Origin of the sequence: Rickettsia endosymbiont of Ceutorhynchus obstrictus (assembly GCF_964026565.1) — a bacterium.
Taxonomy (GTDB): domain Bacteria; phylum Pseudomonadota; class Alphaproteobacteria; order Rickettsiales; family Rickettsiaceae; genus Rickettsia.
The window spans coordinates 1,810,155-1,827,870 of record NZ_OZ032162.1; the positions used below are offsets into that span (position 1 = coordinate 1,810,155).

The window sequence follows — 17,716 nt, forward strand, 5'->3', positions numbered from 1 at the left end:
CTAACAGTTAGTTAATAAGTAAAAGTTGCTTAAAATATAGTTTAATCAAACTATCTAATAAAATAACAAGTATAGAATGTTAAAAAGGTAGAAGTTATAATGAGCTTTAAATTAGAAATTTTTGCCTTTAGAAATTTCTAAACTTATGATTATTGAAAACACTAGAATAATAAATTTAACTTTGCAACTGAAATTTTATAAATTTTCAACTTTTAATATTTAATAAAATTACGAGTGGAAAAGTGACAAACAAGGATGAAAATTATCCTCAAAAATAGCCATAGGAAAATTTTGAAGCAAAGAGTGATTTTTTGCTAAATACCTATTACATAAGCTCTTTAGTTGCCTCTCTATTACCGGCATATTTAACTGAGCAGCTAAGGGTATAAAGGAATTCCTTGTTTCGTCGATAATTTTTTGGGCTTTTTCAGGCGATTTGATACCGAGAGTTTGCAGATTATCGATTCGATCGAAGAATTTAATTATTATCGTATCATATTTCCGGCTTGCCGCTAATATATTTAAAATTTCTTCAGAGCTGATTTTTTTGTCTTTTTTATTTCTACTTAAAGATTCAACCTGATTTGCTATTTTGTAGCCAAAGCCTTCGGCTATTAGTTTTTCTGTAAGCTCCGTGTCTTCAATTGTGTCATGAAGAATTGGCGTTATTAGCATATAGGTTTGGAAAAGTTCCGGTATTATGGTAGCGGTATAATTCGCTACCATATAAGCTACTTCTAAAGGGTGGGAGTAATAAGGCTCACCGGTTTGCCTTATCTGATTGCCGTGGTATTTCCTAGCATAATAAATAGCTTTGTTAATTTGGCTAATATCTATTTGCTGCGTGCTTGTTTTATTCAAATGAAAAATTTTATTTAATAGCCGAGTTGAATAAAAGCAGCTTTTAAATTCTAATTCTAAATTATTTTGTTTTTTCATAAATTTATGCCTTTTTTATATTAATTATAACATGTAATTGTAAAATTCTCTATTATCCTAACCATAAGTTACTTCTTATATAACTTTACCGGTATATAGCAGAAAAAACTTGTACCTTTCTCATTGCTTGTAACTTCAATTTCGCCGTTCAGATCAAAAATAAACTGCTTAACTAATGCTAGCTCAGACCCGATTGTTTTAGATTTATTCTCAAAAAAACGGCTAAAAGAAATAAATCGATCTTTTAAAGCTTTTTGCTCTTCTTTTGCAAGAATTAAGCCGCTATTACGAAATATTATCTGTAAGGTAAAATCGTCGTTATCTTTTCCTTGGTCGCTTTTAAAGAAATTAATAGTTAAAAAAATACTATTTTTATTACTAGACTTAACGGCATCTTTAATTAAATATTCTAATATGGACTGTAATCTATATTTATCGCTTATTATTAAATCAGGCATATCGCTTGCTAATTTAAAATCAAGCCGCAATTGTTTATAAGAGGCTATGGGTCTTGCATTAGTAATTAGCGTATCAACTAATTCTTTTAAATTAATTTCTTGGCAGGTTACGGGAATTAACCCAAGAGAAGCTTTATATAAAATTTCTAAGCCGTTATAGTAATCAAGGATTTTCCCGACCAGAAAGGCACTTTCTATTAAATCTTTTTTCTCATCTAAATCCTTTGCATCTATAAAGAGAAGATGTAAGTCTTTATAAACGGCAAGACAATGAACTTTTATATTGTTTACAATATCGGTAAAAAATTGGGGTTGTTGCCGGTTGTTGTTTTGGAGCTTTTTCTCGGCTTCTTCAACTTGGTGAAATAGTAAGTGTAGTTTTTCAATAATACCGCTAGGATCGCTATCATCCTTATTTACATTATAATTAAGCGTATTAACTTCCGGAAAACTAGACTTTAAAGCAGGAAAGGTCGTATGTAAATAATTGTGAGGCTTTTGTATCACACCGGAAGAATTTGTTTTATTAGTAGGATTATTAATTTTATTTTTCTGTTGTGCCTGATGATTATTCGGCATAGTATTTACCTCGCTGTTTTGTAATGAATGGCACGCAGGAGTTAGCTGATTTTGCGATGAGTCTAACTTCTGTGTTTTTCTATTAATATTACACCATGTAATATCATCTCACACATTTAGCCTTACTATTCCTTGAAGTACAGGGGATTTTTTACTTGTACGAAAATATCCTTATTAAAATTTCCCAAGAGTGGCAAAGTCGAGACAGTAGTTAAACTATAGGCTCTAATTAGTTAAAAGTAATTAACATTAATCGCCCCTTATTTATTTAATAAAATTACCTGCCTTCGTCCTCAAACCCTCTATTGTTCATGGTATTTAAGCTTTAATTATGATATAATTATTGTTTAATAATAAATAATATAGATTGAGAATGCCTAAAACTATTGCTAAGCCTAACATTAAACCGTTTATCAACTGGGTCGGCGGCAAAAGAAAACTTGCCGATAAATTACTATCATATATTCCTTCAGATCTAAATAATTACTATGAGCCTTTTCTTGGAGGAGGGGCTTTATTCTTTGCCGTTAAAGATAGATTTAAAAAATGTTTTTTATCCGATATTAATCAAGAACTCGTAACCTCTTATAATGCCGTAAAAAAGAATCCTAGCGAAGTAGCTAAATTATATAGCTCCTATACCGAAAATCACTCAAAGGAATATTACTATAAAATCAGAAATAACGATTGTAATAATAACCCGACGGCAATTACTGCTAGGTTTTTATATCTCAATAGATATGCGTTTAAGGGAATTTACCGAATTAACAAACGAGGGGATTTTGCTTCTTCCTTTTCTACTAAAAAAATTAATAATGATAATTTAGAGGAAAGGTTAAAACAATGTAGTAGCTTTTTAAGTGGCGTACCCGTTTATACGATAGATTTTTCTTTTATCGAACCGCAAAAAGACGATTTTGTTTATTTTGACCCGCCTTACCATAAAGTAGGAGAGAGGTTTTATACCAGGTTACCATTTGATGAAAATGAGCAAATGAGACTAAAAGATTTTGCTACGGAGCTAGATAGCAAAACCATAAAATTTATGATTTCTAATAGTGATACGCCGTTTATTAGAAATCTTTATAAAAATTACAACATTCGCACTGTTGAAATTAAATATTTAATAAGCGGTCAAACAAAAACCTCTACAGAAGTTGTAGTAACTAATTATTAGATAAATTGATCTTCTTAGCAGATTTAGCCGGTTTTTTAGCTTTTGAATCTGTTATAGAGTTAGTAGCTTTTTCCATAAATTCTCTTACCGGATCGATGCTAAGCCTTGCGTAAATTTCAGTTGATTTGTAGCTTTTATGGTTAAGGGCTTTGCCGATTATATACTGACTTGCGCCGTTAATCGCCATCCAGCTTCCCATAGTTCTACGAATATCATGTATTCTTACATCCGGAATACCGGCTTTTTGTCTAATCTTATGCCACGATTTTTGTGGTTCTTCAAAATGTCCGCTTTTACTTTTTCGAGGGCTTGGAAATACCCACTTATTATTCTTCTTTTCTTTTTTCCTTTTACTTAAAATCTTAATAGCTTTTTCAGTAAGAGGTAATAAGTGAGGAATGCCGTTTTTACTTTTATGCGCCGGTATATGCCAAGTTTTATCCGTTAGGTTAATTTCCGGCCATTCCATTGATAATACGTTGCTTTTTCTTGCACCGGTATATAAAGAGATAAGAAGATAATCTTTCATAAGTGGATTTGCTTCTTTCTCAACTATTTCAAAGAAAGCCGGTTTTTCTTCGGAAGTTATATATCTGTCACGTTCTACTTCCTTATGTTGAGCTATACCGATTGCCGGATTTTTCTCTAATAATTCCCATTCAATAGCTTTGTTAAATATTCTTTTAAATCTTTGAATAGCTAAATTTGCCGTTCTGAATTTACCCTCCTTGGTAAGGTTATTAAAGATTTCTTGCATATCCTCTCTCTGTATAGTAGATATTTTTCTTTCAAAAAGATGACTTGCTTGTCTTTTCATATCCGCAATAATATCTTTATAGCGTTCTATTTTATATTGAGCGTGGTCGTTTACATATCTATCAAAAAGCTCTTTAAAAGTTAACTCGGTAGTTACTTCTTCCGGTAAAGGGCTAGGCTTTTCCGTGGGATCAATACCATTAGCAATTAGAGTTTTAAATTCAGTTGCTTTCTTTCTAGCGTCTGCAATCGATACCTCAGGGAAATGTCCTATCCATAGTAATTTATAGTCTCCGTCTATTTTTTTACCGTAATAAAAAACCTTACTACCGCCGTAAGACGCTATTAATACTAACCCTTGCTCTTTAGCATCTTTATATTTTTCTCGACCTTTTTTAGGAGGTTTTATTTTCATAAGTTCATTGTGGGTAAAATTAAATAAATTTTTTTTCATTTTGTAAACTCCTAATATTGTTGTTATTATTTAAATTACTTTAAAATCCGCATTTAATACTTAATTGCGGATTGCATAGATACCGCTGTTAAAAAAAGTCTGCAAGTCTTAATTTAAATAATAAAAAAAATATTATTTTTGATGTTCCAAATATGTTCCGTTTAATTGAAATTTAGGACGATATTTAATAATAATTGACAGATAAGACAATATTAAATAGTCTACGGGTATTAATTGTAATAAGAGGCTAAAAGGTTATGAGTACTAACGATTCAACACAATTAAGGTATAAATTATGCAAAATATTATATGTAATATTAATTTCGCCCCTTTCATTGGTAATGATGAGGTCGGGGGTTCAAATCCCCCTGGCAGCACCACAACAAATGCCTTACGAGAATACTTCCATCATCTTCATTAACACACGATAGTTTTTATCGTAATTGCATGTAGTTTTGTATTTAATATTTCTCTAAGAGCATTTTTCACTAATTTATGCTGGTTAATTAAAGTAAGCCCTTTAAACTTACTATCGGATATCTCAACTGCATAATGATCTTGATCCCCTACTAAGTCGGTAATTTTTATTATACTATCCGGAAAGGTTTCTCGAAGGACTTTTTCTAATTCTTCTATAGATATTGCCATTATTTTTTGCTTTTTTTAGTTAAGGTAAAATTTTATATCGAATTCTATTATAAAATCTTAAACATTTATTGATAAAATACATTCTTAAGCATATAATTATTATCAACTAATTTAATTCTATATATTAATACCAATATGACAAAAGATACAGAAGAATTAAAAGAATTTATTCTTGCTTGTTTAGAAGAAAAGAAAGCCGATAACATTGATGTAATAGATTTAAGGGGCAGAAATAAATTAGCGGATTATATTATATTTGCCAGCGGTCGTTCTACTAAAAATGTCGGAGCAATAGCGGAATATGTAGCTTTAGAGCTAAAACAAAAAGCTAATATAAATACTAGTATTGAAGGCTTAGGCAAGTCAGAATGGGTATTAATAGATGCACGAACTATCTTAATTAATATTTTTTATCCGGAAGCACGAACACATTTTAAATTGGAAGAAATGTGGAAAGTTAAAACGTAACTAGCAGCGAGTAGGGATTGTGGCGTGAGTAAGGTGTCATTCCGTGGTTTGACCCACTACTGTACGAACGTTTAAATAAAGAGGTAAAAATTCTGTCATTCCGTGGCTACGACCACGGAATCCAGCTTATAATATCATAAAAAGATTCTAAAATAAGTCTAATATGGCTTTATTTTCCTGGATGCCGTGATCAAGTCACGGCATGACACAGCCTTTTTCAACGTTCGTACAGTAGTGGGTCAAGCCGGCTTTGTTGCATGGCTCGAATTTTCGATGTCATTCTAGCTAAAGGCGGGAATCCAGAAAAATTACTGTCATCCTGAATTTATTTTAGGATATCTTTTAATAGATGCTGAAACAAGTTCAGCATGACAAAGAAAAGTCTGGATTCCCGCCTTTAGCTAGAATGACATTATAGAGTGCAGGGAATGACATATTAACGCTTTTATCGAGCCATAACAACGCCTACTTGACTTTTCATTATTTAATCACAAACCGGTATTTATAAGGTATAAATGAACGAACATATTCTTATTAACGTTATAATTTTACTTGCTACCGCAGTTTTTGTCGTGGCGGTACTTAAACGTTTTAAGCTAAGTCCGGTGTTAGGCTATCTAATTGCCGGTGCGGCAATCGGTGATCACGGATTTAAAATAGTAACTTACGATCAGACCAGACTACTAGGCGAATTAGGGGTTGTTTTCTTGCTTTTTGCCATCGGTCTCGAACTATCTTTTGAGCGGTTAAAAGCCATGCGAAGATATGTGTTTGGTCTTGGGTCTTTGCAAGTTTTAACGACCGCTATAGTAATTGCCGGCGCGATGGTACTTATTGACGGGAATAGTAGCGCGGCAATTATTACCGGCGGCGGTCTTGCACTTTCTTCCACTGCTCTGGTTATGCAGGTAATTGAGGAAAATCGTAGTCAATCAACGCAAGTAGGAAGAATTTCTTTAGCAATTCTCTTACTGCAAGATTTAGCGGTAGTACCTTTACTTGTGATAGTACCGCTACTTACCGGTAATAACACGACTTCACTTGCTACAGCTCTAGGTATTGCCCTATTAAAAGCCATTACTGCACTACTAACTATATTTATAGCCGGTCGAGTGCTGTTACGCCCTTTATTTTCCTTGATTTCTTCAGAAAGCAATAGTGCTAACGAGTTGCCGATCGCCATGACTCTATTAATCGTATTATCTGCGGCTTGGGCTACCGAGATTTTTGGTTTGTCGTTAGCACTTGGGGCATTTGTAGCCGGTGTATTGGTTGCGGAAACCGAGTTTAGATTGCAGGCGGAAGAGAGTATTTATCCTTTCAAAAGTTTACTTTTAGGGCTATTTTTCATGACCGTCGGTATGAATATCGATGCATTAGAGATGTATAATAAAATATCTCATATTATTACTTTATCCATTGCCTTAATCGCTATAAAAACTTTGATTATTACCGCTTTTTGTATTTTATTCGGTTTCAATAAAGGGGTAGCATTTTATTCGGGTTTGTTATTATCGCAAGGCGGTGAGTTTGCTTTTATTTTATTCAGTTTAGGTAAAGAAAACGGAATATTAGAAAAAAATACCGCAAATATACTGTTACTGGTCGTTACCTTTACTATGGCACTTACTCCTTTACTCGCGGCTTTAGGAAGAAAGCTCGCGGAAAAAATTGATAAGGGACTCGGTAAAACGCCAACGCAAATAATTGAACTCGGAGCAAGAGATTTAACTAATCATATTATAATCGCGGGCCTCGGTAGCGTCGGTAAAATGGTAGCGAGAGTTTTAGAAGCCGAAGGAACGAGTTACGTAATATTAGACTTAAACGACGAGCGCATTAAAGAAGAAGCCTCCAACGGTTTCCCGGTATTTAAAGGCGACGTATCGCAAGCCGATACGTTAAAGGCAATCGGAACAGACAGAGCCTTAGCGATCATACTTACGATGAATAACCAAGTAACTATTAAGAAGTCATTAAAGACGATCTCAAATAATTTTACGGATATGCAGGTCGTCGTTAAGCTAAAAAATTTAAAGAATGCTAGAGAATTTTATGATCTCGGCGCAACGACTATCATTCCCGAAAGTTATGAGACCGGCTTACAATTGGGTGGAATGGTTTTAAAACTAATAGGTATTAGCGACCAAGAAATTAATCGCATTAAAGGGCAATTTAGATTAGGCAATTACATCGTTGCCAAAAGAGAAGATATATTAGCTGAAGCGGAAGAAAATGACTAGTATACTCAGGGTAACTTTTATTTTTATCAATGATTGTTGAGCAATGCTAAAAACTTTTATTTTATTAATTATCATAGCGTTATCGTTTACGGCTAAGGCAGAGAATAAAAAATTACCTATCCCTCGTTTCGCTTCAATAAAGTCTAATGAAGTGAATGCGAGGAGCGGTCCGACGATAAAATCCTTAATAGAATGGATTTTTATTAAAAAAGGTGAACCGGTAGAAATCATTGCAGAATATGAGCAATGGCGGCAAGTTCGCGATATTAACGGCGAAGGCGGTTGGATACATTCTAGCGTTTTATCGGGAAAAAGATCGGTAATTATTATCGGCGATAAAGAAGCAGAGTTTACTAGAACTGCTAATCCTAATAGTAAAATTATTGCTAAATTAATGCCGAATGTGCGTTGCGCTCTTGATAAATGTAAAGAAGATTATTGCCGGATTCGCTGCAAAGATTATATCGGCTGGGTGTCTAAAAAAGTAATCTGGGGAGTTTATAAGGATGAAAAGAATTATTAGATAATTATAATACGTAGCAACATTGTTTGCGTAGATGGTAAAAGCGTCTTCGATGTCATGCAACAATGCCGGCTTGCTAACTAGGTCCGGAAAAGTAAGAACTAGATACCGTGGGAGGGGCCTCGGTATGACACAACGGCAAAAAAATATAAATATATGATTTCTATATTTAGTAAATTAAAGCAAAGTTTATCTAAAACTTCTAATAAAATATCAGAAGGCGTAGATAAAATTTTTTATAAAAAGAAGTTAGATAAGGAAACATTAGAAGAATTAGAGGAATTGCTAATTGCTTCAGATATGGGAGCTTTAGTCGCAACTAAGATTATTGAAGATTTGAAATCCATAAAATTCGATAAAGCAGTAAATAGCAGTGTTATTAAAGAAACTTTAGCAAAACTAATTCGGCAATTACTCCTAAAATCCGAAATTCCTTTTACTTTAAACGAAAATAAATTAAACGTAATTTTAGTTTGCGGAGTTAACGGTGCCGGCAAAACTACAACTATCGGTAAACTTGCTTCTATTTATCAAGCACAAGGGAAAAAAGTAGCTATTGCCGCTTGCGATACTTTTAGAGCCGCCGCCGTAAATCAGCTAAGTAACTGGGCAGCTAAAGCCAAGGCTTTATTAATTACCGGTACCGAGGCGGCAGATCCTGCAAGCGTTGCTTACCTTGCTATGCAAGAATCGATAAAGCAAAATATCGATATACTTTTTATCGATACGGCCGGTAGGCTACATAACAAAAAAAATCTTATGGATGAATTAACTAAGATTATCAAGGTTATTAAAAAAGTAGATGAGAACGCTCCCGCTCATAGTATTTTAGTGATAGATGCCGTTACCGGTCAAAATGTTTATAATCAAGTAGAGCAATTTAATAGCAGTGCTAATTTAACCGGTCTTATTGTTACTAAATTAGACGGCAGTGCTAAAGCCGGCGTAATTGTCGGTATAGTTCAAAAATTTTCTTTGCCTATATATTTTATCGGCATAGGTGAGCAAATAGACGATTTGAAGATATTTGATCATAATGATTTTGTAAATAGTTTAGTCGGGCGATAAGAGATATATAGCGGCTTTGTATATCAATAATGCCTCCCTTCGCATCTATGGGGCTTTTTTTGTTGCATGGCTCGAAAATTAATAAAAAACTCGTCATTGTGAGGAGGCAATCCAGGAAAAAATAGCAAAAAATGCTATGAAACTTATTATTATCTAGATTGCCGCGCTCCGCACAAATGCTCGCAATGACGATTCTGGTAGCCATGCAACAACGCCGAATCTATGCGGGAATAACATAAAACAATGCCAAACCAACTAACCCAAAATGCATATTATAAAAAAATCATTACAAATTTCCTCTAAAAGCTATAAAAGGATTTTAGCGCAGCTTCAGGCAGGCGGCGGGAAAGCTCGGCTTATCGGCGGATGCGTGCGCGATGCATTGCTTAATAAAGCTAGTTACGATATTGACATAGCAACTAGCTTGTTGCCTAACGAGGTAATTAATATTTTATCAAAAGCAGGCATAAAAGTTATACCTACCGGTATAAAATTCGGTACTGTCACGGCTATTTTGAATAAGGAGAAATTTGAAATTACTACCCTTAGGAAAGATATTGATTGTAACGGACGGCATGCAAAAGTGCTTTTTACCGATGATTTTGCCGAAGATGCCGCAAGGCGAGATTTTACTATTAACGCCTTAAGCTACTGCCCCTTTGAAAATAAAATATATGATTATTTTAACGGTCTACTAGATTTGAAGTTAAAAAAAGTAATATTTATCGGTCAAGCAAGCCAAAGAATTAAAGAGGATTATTTAAGGATTTTACGCTTCTTCCGCTTTTCTAGTTATTACGCCGACCATATCGACAATGAAGGGCTAAAGGCTTGTGAGAATTTGCAGGATGGTTTAAAGATACTTTCGCGGGAAAGGATAAAAAGTGAAATGGATAAAGTAATAATATCAACGAATGCTAGCAAAGTTTTGGAAAGAATGTTTACTTGCGAGATATTACCGCTAATATTTTCCGTAAAATATTATGAATCAAAACTTTTTGAACAAGCTAATTTTTTTAAACTGCAATTATCTACGCGCTATGCATTTTTATTTTATAAATTAGAAAATTTAAAGTTTAATACACTAATAAGCTGGAAATATTCAAAACAAGAAACAACGGCGATATTATCGATAATTAATTTTATTAATTTATATCAGATAACTGAATTTGATATGAAGAAAATTTGGTTAGAAAATACGGATTACAAAGAATATTTATTTGCTGCCCACATAATAGATAAGTTAGATTTACCGCACATACAAAGATTTATTGATAAATATGATAAGTTACAGCGTCTTAATTTTCCGGTAACCGGTCATGATTTACTAAGAATGAATATAGAAAATAAAGAAATCGGCAAACAATTAGAGCATTTAAAAAATATTTGGCTAGAAAATGATTTTGCTCAAACTAAATTAGAGTTATTGGATATTTTAAAAAAATAAAAAGCGTCATTGCAAGGAGGTATTGCCTGCGTGGATACCGGAATCGTCATTGCGAGGAGGGACGAAGTCCCGACGCGGCAATCTAGAAAAAAATAGCAAAAAATGCTATGAAACTTATTATTATCTAGATTGCCGCGCTCCACACAAATGCAGCGTTGTTGCATGGATGGTTAAAAACGCTTAAAACTTGTCATACCGTGGCTTGACCCACTACTGTACGAACGTTTAAATAAAGAGGTAAAAATTCTGTCATTCCGTGGCTACGACCACGGAATCCAGCTTATAATATCATAAAAAGATTCTAAAATAAGTCTAATATGGCTTTATTTTCCTGGATGCCGTGATCAAGTCACGGCATGACACAGCCTTTTTTCAACGTTCGTACAATAGTGGGCTTGACCACGGTATCCAGAAAAAATTAAAAAGCCTGACTGGATGCCGTGGTCAAGCCACGGCATGACATCGCGGTACTTTTAAAGAATACCCAAAATATAGCAATTTCCGATCCATGCAACAACGCCGGTCGAGCCATGGAGTGACACTGTACAGTAGTTTTAAAGAATACTAAAAATGCAACATTATGAAAATTAAAATTTTCTTTCTGATATTTTTCTTACTATTAAATTCCGTTAGCTACGGTGAAATACATAAATCTAAAATAGTTACGAGTATTACGCCTATTGCTAGCATTGTTGCGATGTTAGTTAAAGACGAAGCCGTTATAGATAGCTTAGCCGTAAATAGCGGTTGCCCTCACCATTATCATCTAAAACCTAGTGACCTTGCAAAAGTAAAAAATGCCGATATAGCTATTTATATAGATGAACAGTTTGATAGTTTTGCCGAGAAATTAATGCAAGGTCATAGCAAAAATATTATCAAAATTAGCGATATTAAATCTTTAAAAATCATTGAAGATAATAACGAACCGAACTGGCATATTTGGTTAGACCTTGAGAATGTTAAAATTTTGTTACAAGAATTATCGTTAGTATTAGCACAAAAACTACCTCACTTACGTGTAGATATTAATAAAAATCTTCATATAGCGTTAAAGCAGCTAGAAGATTTAAACAAAATGAAAAACCGTAAATTTGAAGGATTGCAAGACGTGATTTTACTAAGCGATAGCGCAGAATATTTTTTTATTAATACAAAAATTAAAACTCAGAAATTATATAGCGTAAATCAAAAAAGTTTAAAATATGTAAGTAAATTGGAAAAGTTATTAAGCAAATCTACTAATAAATGCTTAATTTTGGATACGCAGCAAGATGCAAGACTTTATAAAAAACTAAATGCTAATATAGTGACGTTGGAAAGCGAAAATTGGTCGATAGTCGATATTAATCACCGGATATTTTACAAGCAATATTTACAAATGATTAATCAATTTGAGCCATGCAACAACGACACGTCATTGCGAGGAGGTACGTAGTACCGACGTGGCAATCCAGGCTATCTCGAATGTAATGAGGGATTTAATTAGAATACTAAACTTGTTTAGTATAAAAATATGTTTATACTTGATTGCCACGTCGGCACTTTGTGCCTCCTCGCAATGACGATTCCGGTAGCCATGCAACAACACTCCGCCTTTAGCTAGAATGACATACGGCACTTTTTTAGCCATGCAACAATGCCGGTTTGAGCCACGGCATAACAGCAAGGCATTTTTAAAACCTTATCCTTGTAATTGATAAATGAGCGGTAGGTTGAAATTAAGCCGATTCAGATAAAGATTCAGTTTGTTCTGTTTTACTTTCCAGTAAAAAGCTTTGGGATTCGGATTCAGACCTTGCAACAATTACTTTAACCCATGTACTAAGCTCAGCATGTAGCCTTACCTCAATTGCAAAAACTCCCGTAGATTTTATTTGCTTATCAAGTATTACGTTTAAGTGCGAGATAGGATGAGCTGTAATTTCAGTCAATTTTTCTGCAATTTCTTTGTTACTAACTGATCCAAAAAGCTTCCCGTCATCCGCTGACTGTCTTATAAAAATTAATTTTTGATCTTTTATAAGATTATTAACTTTTTCTACTTCTTCTTTTATTGTCTTATCTTTTTTTTCAAGCTCATGTTTTTGTTGAACAATTAACTCTTTATTGAGTTCAGTAGCTCTAACTGCCAATTTTTGCGGTAGAAGATAATTACGACCGAATCCATCGGCTACTTTAAGAATTTCACCGATTCTTCCTAATTTTCTTACCGGCTTAATTAAAATAATTTCCATTTAATACCTTTCAGTTACCCTATAGTTGTTCTTCAGCTATCCTGAAGAGTTTGGATCGATATCATTCCCGCGGTTGCTCATGAGTGTCTAAGAGATCGTCATTGCGAGCAACTGCAGACGTTGTTGCATGGCTAATAATTTACCGTATTATGGTTATTATAAGTACGGTGTCATACCGAAACACTTTGCAAAAATTCGAGCCATGCAACAAGGCCCGCCTTTAGCTAGAATGACATCGAAAAACAGTATATTTAAATTTGAAATACAAAAGGTAATAATGCTAAAATTCTTGCGACTTTAATAGCATTTTTTAATTTTCTTTGTTTTTTTGCACAAACATTTGTGATTCTACTCGGTAACATTCTTCCACCTTCAGACAAAAATTTTACGAGTAAATCAGGGTTTTTATAATCAATACTCGGTGTGCCGGGAACAGAAAGAGGACACCCTTTACGTCTTCTAAAAAATACTTTTTTAGCAGGTTTTTCACCAATTTTTCGATTTCTTGTTTCTCCTAGGTTATTTCCTAACATTCTTTACCTTAAGTAATTCTATGATATTTTAAAACTAATCCTTACTAACCGTTACGTCAATCACCGGTTCATTTTCTACATTGTGATTTTTTAATATCGGTGAAGGTTCACTACTAATTGATTCCACTTTAATAGTAAGGAATCTAATAATATTTTCGTTAAGTCGCATTTTTCTTTCTAATTCTTTTATTACTTCCGAACTAGTGTCTAAACCTAAAAAGATATAATGTCCTTTTTTGTTATTACCTATTTTATAGGCCAAAGTTCTTAAATCCCAATATTCGGTTTTAACAACGGTACCTTTATTATCTTTAACAATTTTAACAAAATCATCGGTAATTTTATCTATATCATTTAGCGATACATCTTGACGTACTATAAAAATTGATTCGTAAAAGCTCATAATATATAAGAATCTCCAGCAAGCAAACTTAAAAATAAAGGTTATTTATAACAATTAAAACTATTTAATTCAAGTATTATCTTTAACTAAAATAATATTTCTTGATTTCTTTTTGTATAAAATTTGCTATAAAGCCTTTATAATTTGCTATAATAACTTAAAAATGCCTAAATAAAATTTTCAATAAGGCAATTTTTGAGTATAATTAACTATATTTAATGGAGATTACTTTAAGTGCTTGATAAATTACTGCCTCAAGTTTTAATCATCGAACATAAAGAAAATATCAATATTTCTTTATATAATATTATCGAGAGAGCAGGATTTGATATAATAAAAGCTAATACTCTAGAAAAAGCACTTTCTCTTGCTATTACACCGGCTATAATTATAATCAGTATGCAATTGCAGGAGGAGCCGGCGGTGGTAATAACCGCAATTAGAAAAGTCGATAAATTATTAAAAATACCGATAATTTTTCTATCCGCCTCAAAAGAATCAAATTTAAGTCAGACTGAAATGGATAATCTTATTTCATTTTTGCACAAGCCTTTCTCTTCAGATCAATTAATAAATACGATAAAAAATTTATTAAGGCGTTCTAAAACGATTTTGCAAGATAATGTTGTTAAATTTAAAAATATAAATATCGATCTAAATACCCAAAAACTTTATAAAAACGGTAAGATTGTTCGGCTCGGTCCTACGGAATTTAAAATTTTGCAACTTTTCCTACAATTTCCAACGACTATTTTTTCTCGTCAAAAAATGATAACATATTTATGGGAAGACGATAAAGATTTTAATCCACGTGTTATAGACGTCCATATAAACAGGATCAGAGAGGCACTAGGTGATATCGGCGAGGAAAAAAAATTTATAAAAACGGTACGTTTTGTCGGTTATGGTCTTAACCTGCAAAATAGCGATAGCGAAGAAATATAACTATGCGCTAGGGCAATTAATTTACTAAATAATATATTGAAATTAAGAATTCCTTTGTGTCATGCCGATAAATATGTTAATATAACTTGATAAAAGAAACTTATTACTAAACTAATTTAGGTTGAGTTATGCTAAGTAAAATCAATAAGCCTGCGTTATTTGCTTTAATTTTTTACCCTCTTTTACTTATATTACTTTTGATAAAATACTGGACTAATTACGCAATAGGGTGGACTGAAATTACTTTAACGGTTAGTAGTTATTATATTTACAACATTACGGTAGGAGTCGGTTTACATCGATTATGGTCACATAACGCCTTTAAAATAAATAAATTTGTAGAGTTTATTTTAGTCATGCTGTCGGCAGGAACGCTGCAAGGACCGGCTTTATCGTGGGCATCAAATCATTACAAACATCATGCTTATACCGATAAAGCTCAAGATCCTCATAGTCCTTCAAAATTTGATAGTAAGTTAATGGGGTTTTTATGGTCTCATCTCGGTTGGATGCTTATCGGAGAAGGTAGCTACAAATCTATTGATCGCATAACATGGGTAAAGCACGGTAGAAATAAACTATTAAAATGGCAATTAAAATATTATTGGCAAATAGCTGTTTTTATGAATGTTATTGTGCCTTTATTTATCGGTTATTTAATCGGCGGAACGCTTGCATCAGCCTATATGGCGTTTCTATTTATCGGGATAGGTAGAGCTTTGCAACAGCAAGCAACTTTCTGCGTTAATTCTTTATGCCATTTTGCCGGTAGTAAGAAATACTATAAAGGAACAGCCGGAGATGTTTGGTGGATGGCTTTATTCTTATTAGGAGAGAATTGGCATAATTACCATCATGCTTTTCCATCGGATTATCGTAACGGCGTAAAATGGTACCATTTTGACGTTCATAAGTGGATAATATACTTAATGAGTAAAGTAGGTTTAGTATGGGAGCTAGATCGTACGGCAAAAGTAAGAATACAGGCAAAAATGCAAGAAACTTTTAGCTATCTTGCCGACGGACGTAAGCAGCAGCTAAATTTAATGCAAAATAAAGTAGATCAATTAATAGAAAATCTTTGTTTAAAAATTAAAGAACTTGAAGAGTCTTCTATCTCAATTAAAGAGCAATTTAAAAAATCTTTTATTGAACTTCAAGATTCTCTTAAAAATTTAGCGGAGCAGCTACATTCATCAATTCAAGTGACCGAAAAATCTTCGGAAAAATTATTGAAAATGGTGAATAGAAAAATTAGTAGCACGGAGCAAGCTATTTATAAATTATGTAATAAGTTAAATTCTATGCAGGTTTCTAATTAATTTAAAAAACTTAACTCCTGATTGTTACCTTCAAATATTTTCTGGATTCCCGCTTTTAGCTAGAATGACATCAAAAATTCGAGCCATGCAACAACGCCTCTACGCGTATGGGTATCAACTTAAGCGATAAAAATCCATAAAGTCCGTCATTGCGAGGAGGGACGTAGTCCCGACGTGGCAATCTAGTTAAATCCCGAATGTAATTCGGGATAGCCTGGATTGCCACGTCGGGACTACGTCCCTCCTCGCAATGACGATTCCGGTAGCCATGCAACAAAGCCTTCAGTCGCTCGCAATGATGGACTTTATAGACCTTTATCGCTTAAGTTGACACTCATACACCTACGCAGGAATGACCATAAACCACAACTCTTCCCAACTATACCTTTCAATAAATATATTATAATAATTTATAATTGACGTTTTTTTGTAGACATACTTAAATAAAATATTACTATAAGTTTAACTATAGCTAATAAAGATAAATATGGCAGAAGTTAAAAAAAATCCGGAAGAAGTTAAAAAATTCGCTGACCAAATAAAAGAAGCTTTAGTAGGTATTAGCGATGAATATGAACTTGAATCCGAAGAAGCGGAAAAAATCTTTGAAGAACTTAGCGGGAATGAGCAATTTGAGCAAGATATCGAACAGATACTAGCACTTTTAAATGAACAAACTATGGATTTAACTAAATTACAATCACAAATTATTTTATTGATTCGTAAGTATTTTGGCGGGATGAAAAATTTCAACTTTAAAATTAATGAGAAAGTTATTAATAAAAATGTTGCCGATGTAAGTAATTATTTAATGCAACAACATTCTAAGCTTGTCAAGGATGCTACCAAAGGACTTGCTAATCCAAAAGATAAACTGCAAGGCATTAGCAAGGAATCTAGAATAAATTTAAAACGGTTGATGAAAAGTTTCGCTGTTTATCAAATTTATATGTTTATGAATCCCAAAAGAATAGCAGGCGAAACAAAAAAAATGAACTTTGCTTATAATATGATAAAGGGAGGAATGGATTTAGCTAAAAAATATGAAGGCGGTAAACCGCGTGATATAAAAACATATTCCCCCAAGCTGATTAAAAAACTTGAGCAAACTCATATCGGCTTTAGTAAAAAAGGCGGAAGATCGATTTTTTAAGCTAAGAATTAGCAATATTGAAACTATCGGGTTATTTACTTAAAACGGCATTTTAAAGCCGGGCGGCAAATTTAAGCCGTCTAAAGCGCCTGATAAAGAATTCTGAGAATCCTGATCACATTTTTGCTTTGCATCATTAATAGCAACCTTGATTAAATCCTCTAAAATTTCTTTTTCTTCTTCCTTTAATAAAGATGCATCTATTGAAACTTTTTCAATTTCCCCGCGCCCTGTTGCAACTATTTCTACAAGCCCGCCGCCTGCTTTACCGGTATATTTAGTATTTGCCATCTGCTCTTGAGCTTCCTGCATTTTCTTTTGCATTACTTGAGCTTGTTTAAAAAACTGATTAATATTTACCAT

General features: G+C 33.3%; 24 protein-coding genes. 12 read left to right on the top strand and 12 right to left on the bottom strand.

Annotation, left to right across the window (positions count from 1 at the left end):
- Window positions 1–228 precede the first annotated feature (228 nt).
- Both AAGD64_RS10365 and AAGD64_RS10370 read right to left on the bottom strand, forming a co-directional pair.
- Window positions 229–939, bottom strand: a complete 711-nt coding sequence (locus AAGD64_RS10365) for an HD domain-containing protein (RefSeq protein WP_341793372.1) — start codon at window positions 937–939, stop codon at window positions 229–231.
- 68 nt (window positions 940–1,007) lie between these two features.
- Window positions 1,008–1,976: a sensor histidine kinase gene (locus tag AAGD64_RS10370; RefSeq protein ID WP_341793373.1), complete on the bottom strand. Its 969-nt coding sequence runs from the start codon at window positions 1,974–1,976 to the stop codon at window positions 1,008–1,010.
- A 373-nt stretch (window positions 1,977–2,349) separates the two neighbouring features.
- On the opposite strand from AAGD64_RS10370, the gene AAGD64_RS10375 reads away from it, so the two are divergent.
- Window positions 2,350–3,153, top strand: coding sequence for a Dam family site-specific DNA-(adenine-N6)-methyltransferase (locus AAGD64_RS10375; RefSeq protein WP_341793374.1), 804 nt, complete (start codon window positions 2,350–2,352; stop codon window positions 3,151–3,153).
- On the opposite strand, the gene AAGD64_RS10380 is transcribed toward AAGD64_RS10375, so the two are convergent.
- The gene (locus AAGD64_RS10380) at window positions 3,143–4,363 is read right to left on the bottom strand and encodes a tyrosine-type recombinase/integrase (RefSeq protein ID WP_341793375.1); all 1,221 of its coding nucleotides are present in this window, start codon (window positions 4,361–4,363) and stop codon (window positions 3,143–3,145) included. The genes AAGD64_RS10375 and AAGD64_RS10380 overlap by 11 nt on opposite strands.
- Before the next feature lie 417 nt (window positions 4,364–4,780).
- Window positions 4,781–5,011: a BolA/IbaG family iron-sulfur metabolism protein gene (locus tag AAGD64_RS10385; protein WP_253308301.1), complete on the bottom strand. Its 231-nt coding sequence runs from the start codon at window positions 5,009–5,011 to the stop codon at window positions 4,781–4,783.
- A gap of 135 nt (window positions 5,012–5,146) precedes the next feature.
- On the opposite strand from AAGD64_RS10385, the gene rsfS reads away from it, so the two are divergent.
- From rsfS to ftsY, 5 genes are all read left to right on the top strand, one after another.
- The gene (rsfS, locus tag AAGD64_RS10390) at window positions 5,147–5,479 is read left to right on the top strand and encodes a ribosome silencing factor (protein WP_341793376.1); all 333 of its coding nucleotides are present in this window, start codon (window positions 5,147–5,149) and stop codon (window positions 5,477–5,479) included.
- Between the two features lie 515 nt (window positions 5,480–5,994).
- Window positions 5,995–7,722 carry a cation:proton antiporter gene (locus AAGD64_RS10395; protein ID WP_253308299.1) on the top strand — a complete coding sequence of 576 codons (1,728 nt, stop codon included), beginning with the start codon at window positions 5,995–5,997 and terminating at the stop codon, window positions 7,720–7,722.
- A gap of 43 nt (window positions 7,723–7,765) precedes the next feature.
- Window positions 7,766–8,245 carry an SH3 domain-containing protein gene (locus tag AAGD64_RS10400; RefSeq protein WP_253308298.1) on the top strand — a complete coding sequence of 160 codons (480 nt, stop codon included), beginning with the start codon at window positions 7,766–7,768 and terminating at the stop codon, window positions 8,243–8,245.
- A 34-nt stretch (window positions 8,246–8,279) separates the two neighbouring features.
- Window positions 8,280–8,405 carry a hypothetical protein gene (locus AAGD64_RS10405; RefSeq protein ID WP_341793377.1) on the top strand — a complete coding sequence of 42 codons (126 nt, stop codon included), beginning with the start codon at window positions 8,280–8,282 and terminating at the stop codon, window positions 8,403–8,405.
- Window positions 8,402–9,313 (top strand): signal recognition particle-docking protein FtsY, encoded by a 912-nt coding sequence (ftsY, locus tag AAGD64_RS10410; protein ID WP_341793378.1) that lies wholly within the window; start codon window positions 8,402–8,404, stop codon window positions 9,311–9,313. The genes AAGD64_RS10405 and ftsY overlap by 4 nt, the downstream gene beginning before the upstream one ends.
- Here ftsY and AAGD64_RS10415 read toward each other — a convergent pair.
- Window positions 9,234–9,518 carry a hypothetical protein gene (locus AAGD64_RS10415; protein ID WP_341793379.1) on the bottom strand — a complete coding sequence of 95 codons (285 nt, stop codon included), beginning with the start codon at window positions 9,516–9,518 and terminating at the stop codon, window positions 9,234–9,236. The two genes, ftsY and AAGD64_RS10415, sit on opposite strands and share 80 nt — an antisense overlap.
- Before the next feature lie 60 nt (window positions 9,519–9,578).
- Here AAGD64_RS10415 and AAGD64_RS10420 point away from each other — a divergent pair, with 60 nt between their 5' ends.
- Window positions 9,579–10,760: a CCA tRNA nucleotidyltransferase gene (locus AAGD64_RS10420; RefSeq protein WP_341793380.1), complete on the top strand. Its 1,182-nt coding sequence runs from the start codon at window positions 9,579–9,581 to the stop codon at window positions 10,758–10,760.
- Here the strand turns inward: AAGD64_RS10420 and AAGD64_RS10425 are convergent.
- The gene (locus tag AAGD64_RS10425; RefSeq protein ID WP_341793381.1) at window positions 10,721–10,924 is read right to left on the bottom strand and encodes a hypothetical protein; all 204 of its coding nucleotides are present in this window, start codon (window positions 10,922–10,924) and stop codon (window positions 10,721–10,723) included. The two genes, AAGD64_RS10420 and AAGD64_RS10425, sit on opposite strands and share 40 nt — an antisense overlap.
- Window positions 10,925–11,340: 416 nt before the next feature.
- Here AAGD64_RS10425 and AAGD64_RS10430 point away from each other — a divergent pair, with 416 nt between their 5' ends.
- The gene (locus AAGD64_RS10430) at window positions 11,341–12,198 is read left to right on the top strand and encodes a metal ABC transporter substrate-binding protein (protein WP_341793382.1); all 858 of its coding nucleotides are present in this window, start codon (window positions 11,341–11,343) and stop codon (window positions 12,196–12,198) included.
- Here AAGD64_RS10430 and AAGD64_RS10435 read toward each other — a convergent pair.
- Both AAGD64_RS10435 and rplI read right to left on the bottom strand, forming a co-directional pair.
- A complete protein-coding gene (locus tag AAGD64_RS10435) occupies window positions 12,178–12,429 on the bottom strand; it encodes a hypothetical protein (RefSeq protein WP_341793383.1) in 252 nt (83 codons plus the stop codon). The genes AAGD64_RS10430 and AAGD64_RS10435 overlap by 21 nt on opposite strands.
- Before the next feature lie 52 nt (window positions 12,430–12,481).
- Window positions 12,482–12,997 carry a 50S ribosomal protein L9 gene (gene rplI, locus AAGD64_RS10440; RefSeq protein WP_253308294.1) on the bottom strand — a complete coding sequence of 172 codons (516 nt, stop codon included), beginning with the start codon at window positions 12,995–12,997 and terminating at the stop codon, window positions 12,482–12,484.
- 127 nt (window positions 12,998–13,124) lie between these two features.
- On the opposite strand from rplI, the gene AAGD64_RS10445 reads away from it, so the two are divergent.
- Window positions 13,125–13,298 carry a hypothetical protein gene (locus AAGD64_RS10445; RefSeq protein ID WP_341793384.1) on the top strand — a complete coding sequence of 58 codons (174 nt, stop codon included), beginning with the start codon at window positions 13,125–13,127 and terminating at the stop codon, window positions 13,296–13,298.
- Here the strand turns inward: AAGD64_RS10445 and rpsR are convergent.
- Both rpsR and rpsF read right to left on the bottom strand, forming a co-directional pair.
- Window positions 13,249–13,530 carry a 30S ribosomal protein S18 gene (gene rpsR, locus AAGD64_RS10450; protein ID WP_253308293.1) on the bottom strand — a complete coding sequence of 94 codons (282 nt, stop codon included), beginning with the start codon at window positions 13,528–13,530 and terminating at the stop codon, window positions 13,249–13,251. The genes AAGD64_RS10445 and rpsR overlap by 50 nt on opposite strands.
- Window positions 13,531–13,564: 34 nt before the next feature.
- Window positions 13,565–13,933, bottom strand: a complete 369-nt coding sequence (rpsF, locus tag AAGD64_RS10455; RefSeq protein ID WP_341793385.1) for a 30S ribosomal protein S6 — start codon at window positions 13,931–13,933, stop codon at window positions 13,565–13,567.
- 234 nt (window positions 13,934–14,167) lie between these two features.
- Between rpsF and AAGD64_RS10460 the strand changes: the two genes are divergently transcribed.
- Both AAGD64_RS10460 and AAGD64_RS10465 read left to right on the top strand, forming a co-directional pair.
- On the top strand, window positions 14,168–14,878 hold the full coding sequence (locus AAGD64_RS10460) for a response regulator transcription factor (RefSeq protein ID WP_341793386.1): 711 nt from the start codon (window positions 14,168–14,170) through the stop codon (window positions 14,876–14,878).
- 128 nt (window positions 14,879–15,006) lie between these two features.
- A complete protein-coding gene (locus AAGD64_RS10465) occupies window positions 15,007–16,200 on the top strand; it encodes an acyl-CoA desaturase (RefSeq protein ID WP_341793387.1) in 1,194 nt (397 codons plus the stop codon).
- A gap of 70 nt (window positions 16,201–16,270) precedes the next feature.
- Here the strand turns inward: AAGD64_RS10465 and AAGD64_RS10470 are convergent, their stop codons facing one another.
- On the bottom strand, window positions 16,271–16,474 hold the full coding sequence (locus tag AAGD64_RS10470) for a hypothetical protein (RefSeq protein WP_341793388.1): 204 nt from the start codon (window positions 16,472–16,474) through the stop codon (window positions 16,271–16,273).
- Window positions 16,475–16,687: 213 nt separating this feature from the next.
- Between AAGD64_RS10470 and AAGD64_RS10475 the strand changes: the two genes are divergently transcribed.
- Complete coding sequence (locus AAGD64_RS10475) at window positions 16,688–17,353, top strand: DUF5394 family protein (RefSeq protein ID WP_253308289.1); 666 nt, start codon at window positions 16,688–16,690, stop codon at window positions 17,351–17,353.
- A 39-nt stretch (window positions 17,354–17,392) separates the two neighbouring features.
- On the opposite strand, the gene AAGD64_RS10480 is transcribed toward AAGD64_RS10475, so the two are convergent.
- Window positions 17,393–17,716: a YbaB/EbfC family nucleoid-associated protein gene (locus AAGD64_RS10480; protein ID WP_341793389.1), complete on the bottom strand. Its 324-nt coding sequence runs from the start codon at window positions 17,714–17,716 to the stop codon at window positions 17,393–17,395.

Bases quoted from the DNA above. Each gene is read 5' to 3' on its own strand.
- AAGD64_RS10365 (WP_341793372.1), bottom strand. From the start codon at position 939: ATGAAAAAACAAAATAATTTAGAATTAGAATTTAAAAGCTGCTTTTAT.
- AAGD64_RS10370 (WP_341793373.1), bottom strand. From the start codon at position 1,976: ATGCCGAATAATCATCAGGCACAACAGAAAAATAAAATTAATAATCCT.
- AAGD64_RS10375 (WP_341793374.1), top strand. From the start codon at position 2,350: ATGCCTAAAACTATTGCTAAGCCTAACATTAAACCGTTTATCAACTGG.
- AAGD64_RS10380 (WP_341793375.1), bottom strand. From the start codon at position 4,363: ATGAAAAAAAATTTATTTAATTTTACCCACAATGAACTTATGAAAATA.
- AAGD64_RS10385 (WP_253308301.1), bottom strand. From the start codon at position 5,011: ATGGCAATATCTATAGAAGAATTAGAAAAAGTCCTTCGAGAAACCTTT.
- rsfS (WP_341793376.1), top strand. From the start codon at position 5,147: ATGACAAAAGATACAGAAGAATTAAAAGAATTTATTCTTGCTTGTTTA.
- AAGD64_RS10395 (WP_253308299.1), top strand. From the start codon at position 5,995: ATGAACGAACATATTCTTATTAACGTTATAATTTTACTTGCTACCGCA.
- AAGD64_RS10400 (WP_253308298.1), top strand. From the start codon at position 7,766: ATGCTAAAAACTTTTATTTTATTAATTATCATAGCGTTATCGTTTACG.
- AAGD64_RS10405 (WP_341793377.1), top strand. From the start codon at position 8,280: ATGGTAAAAGCGTCTTCGATGTCATGCAACAATGCCGGCTTGCTAACT.
- ftsY (WP_341793378.1), top strand. From the start codon at position 8,402: ATGATTTCTATATTTAGTAAATTAAAGCAAAGTTTATCTAAAACTTCT.
- AAGD64_RS10415 (WP_341793379.1), bottom strand. From the start codon at position 9,518: ATGGCTACCAGAATCGTCATTGCGAGCATTTGTGCGGAGCGCGGCAAT.
- AAGD64_RS10420 (WP_341793380.1), top strand. From the start codon at position 9,579: ATGCATATTATAAAAAAATCATTACAAATTTCCTCTAAAAGCTATAAA.
- AAGD64_RS10425 (WP_341793381.1), bottom strand. From the start codon at position 10,924: ATGCAACAACGCTGCATTTGTGTGGAGCGCGGCAATCTAGATAATAAT.
- AAGD64_RS10430 (WP_341793382.1), top strand. From the start codon at position 11,341: ATGAAAATTAAAATTTTCTTTCTGATATTTTTCTTACTATTAAATTCC.
- rplI (WP_253308294.1), bottom strand. From the start codon at position 12,997: ATGGAAATTATTTTAATTAAGCCGGTAAGAAAATTAGGAAGAATCGGT.
- AAGD64_RS10445 (WP_341793384.1), top strand. From the start codon at position 13,125: ATGGCTAATAATTTACCGTATTATGGTTATTATAAGTACGGTGTCATA.
- rpsR (WP_253308293.1), bottom strand. From the start codon at position 13,530: ATGTTAGGAAATAACCTAGGAGAAACAAGAAATCGAAAAATTGGTGAA.
- rpsF (WP_341793385.1), bottom strand. From the start codon at position 13,933: ATGAGCTTTTACGAATCAATTTTTATAGTACGTCAAGATGTATCGCTA.
- AAGD64_RS10465 (WP_341793387.1), top strand. From the start codon at position 15,007: ATGCTAAGTAAAATCAATAAGCCTGCGTTATTTGCTTTAATTTTTTAC.
- AAGD64_RS10475 (WP_253308289.1), top strand. From the start codon at position 16,688: ATGGCAGAAGTTAAAAAAAATCCGGAAGAAGTTAAAAAATTCGCTGAC.
- AAGD64_RS10480 (WP_341793389.1), bottom strand. From the start codon at position 17,716: ATGGTAAATATTAATCAGTTTTTTAAACAAGCTCAAGTAATGCAAAAG.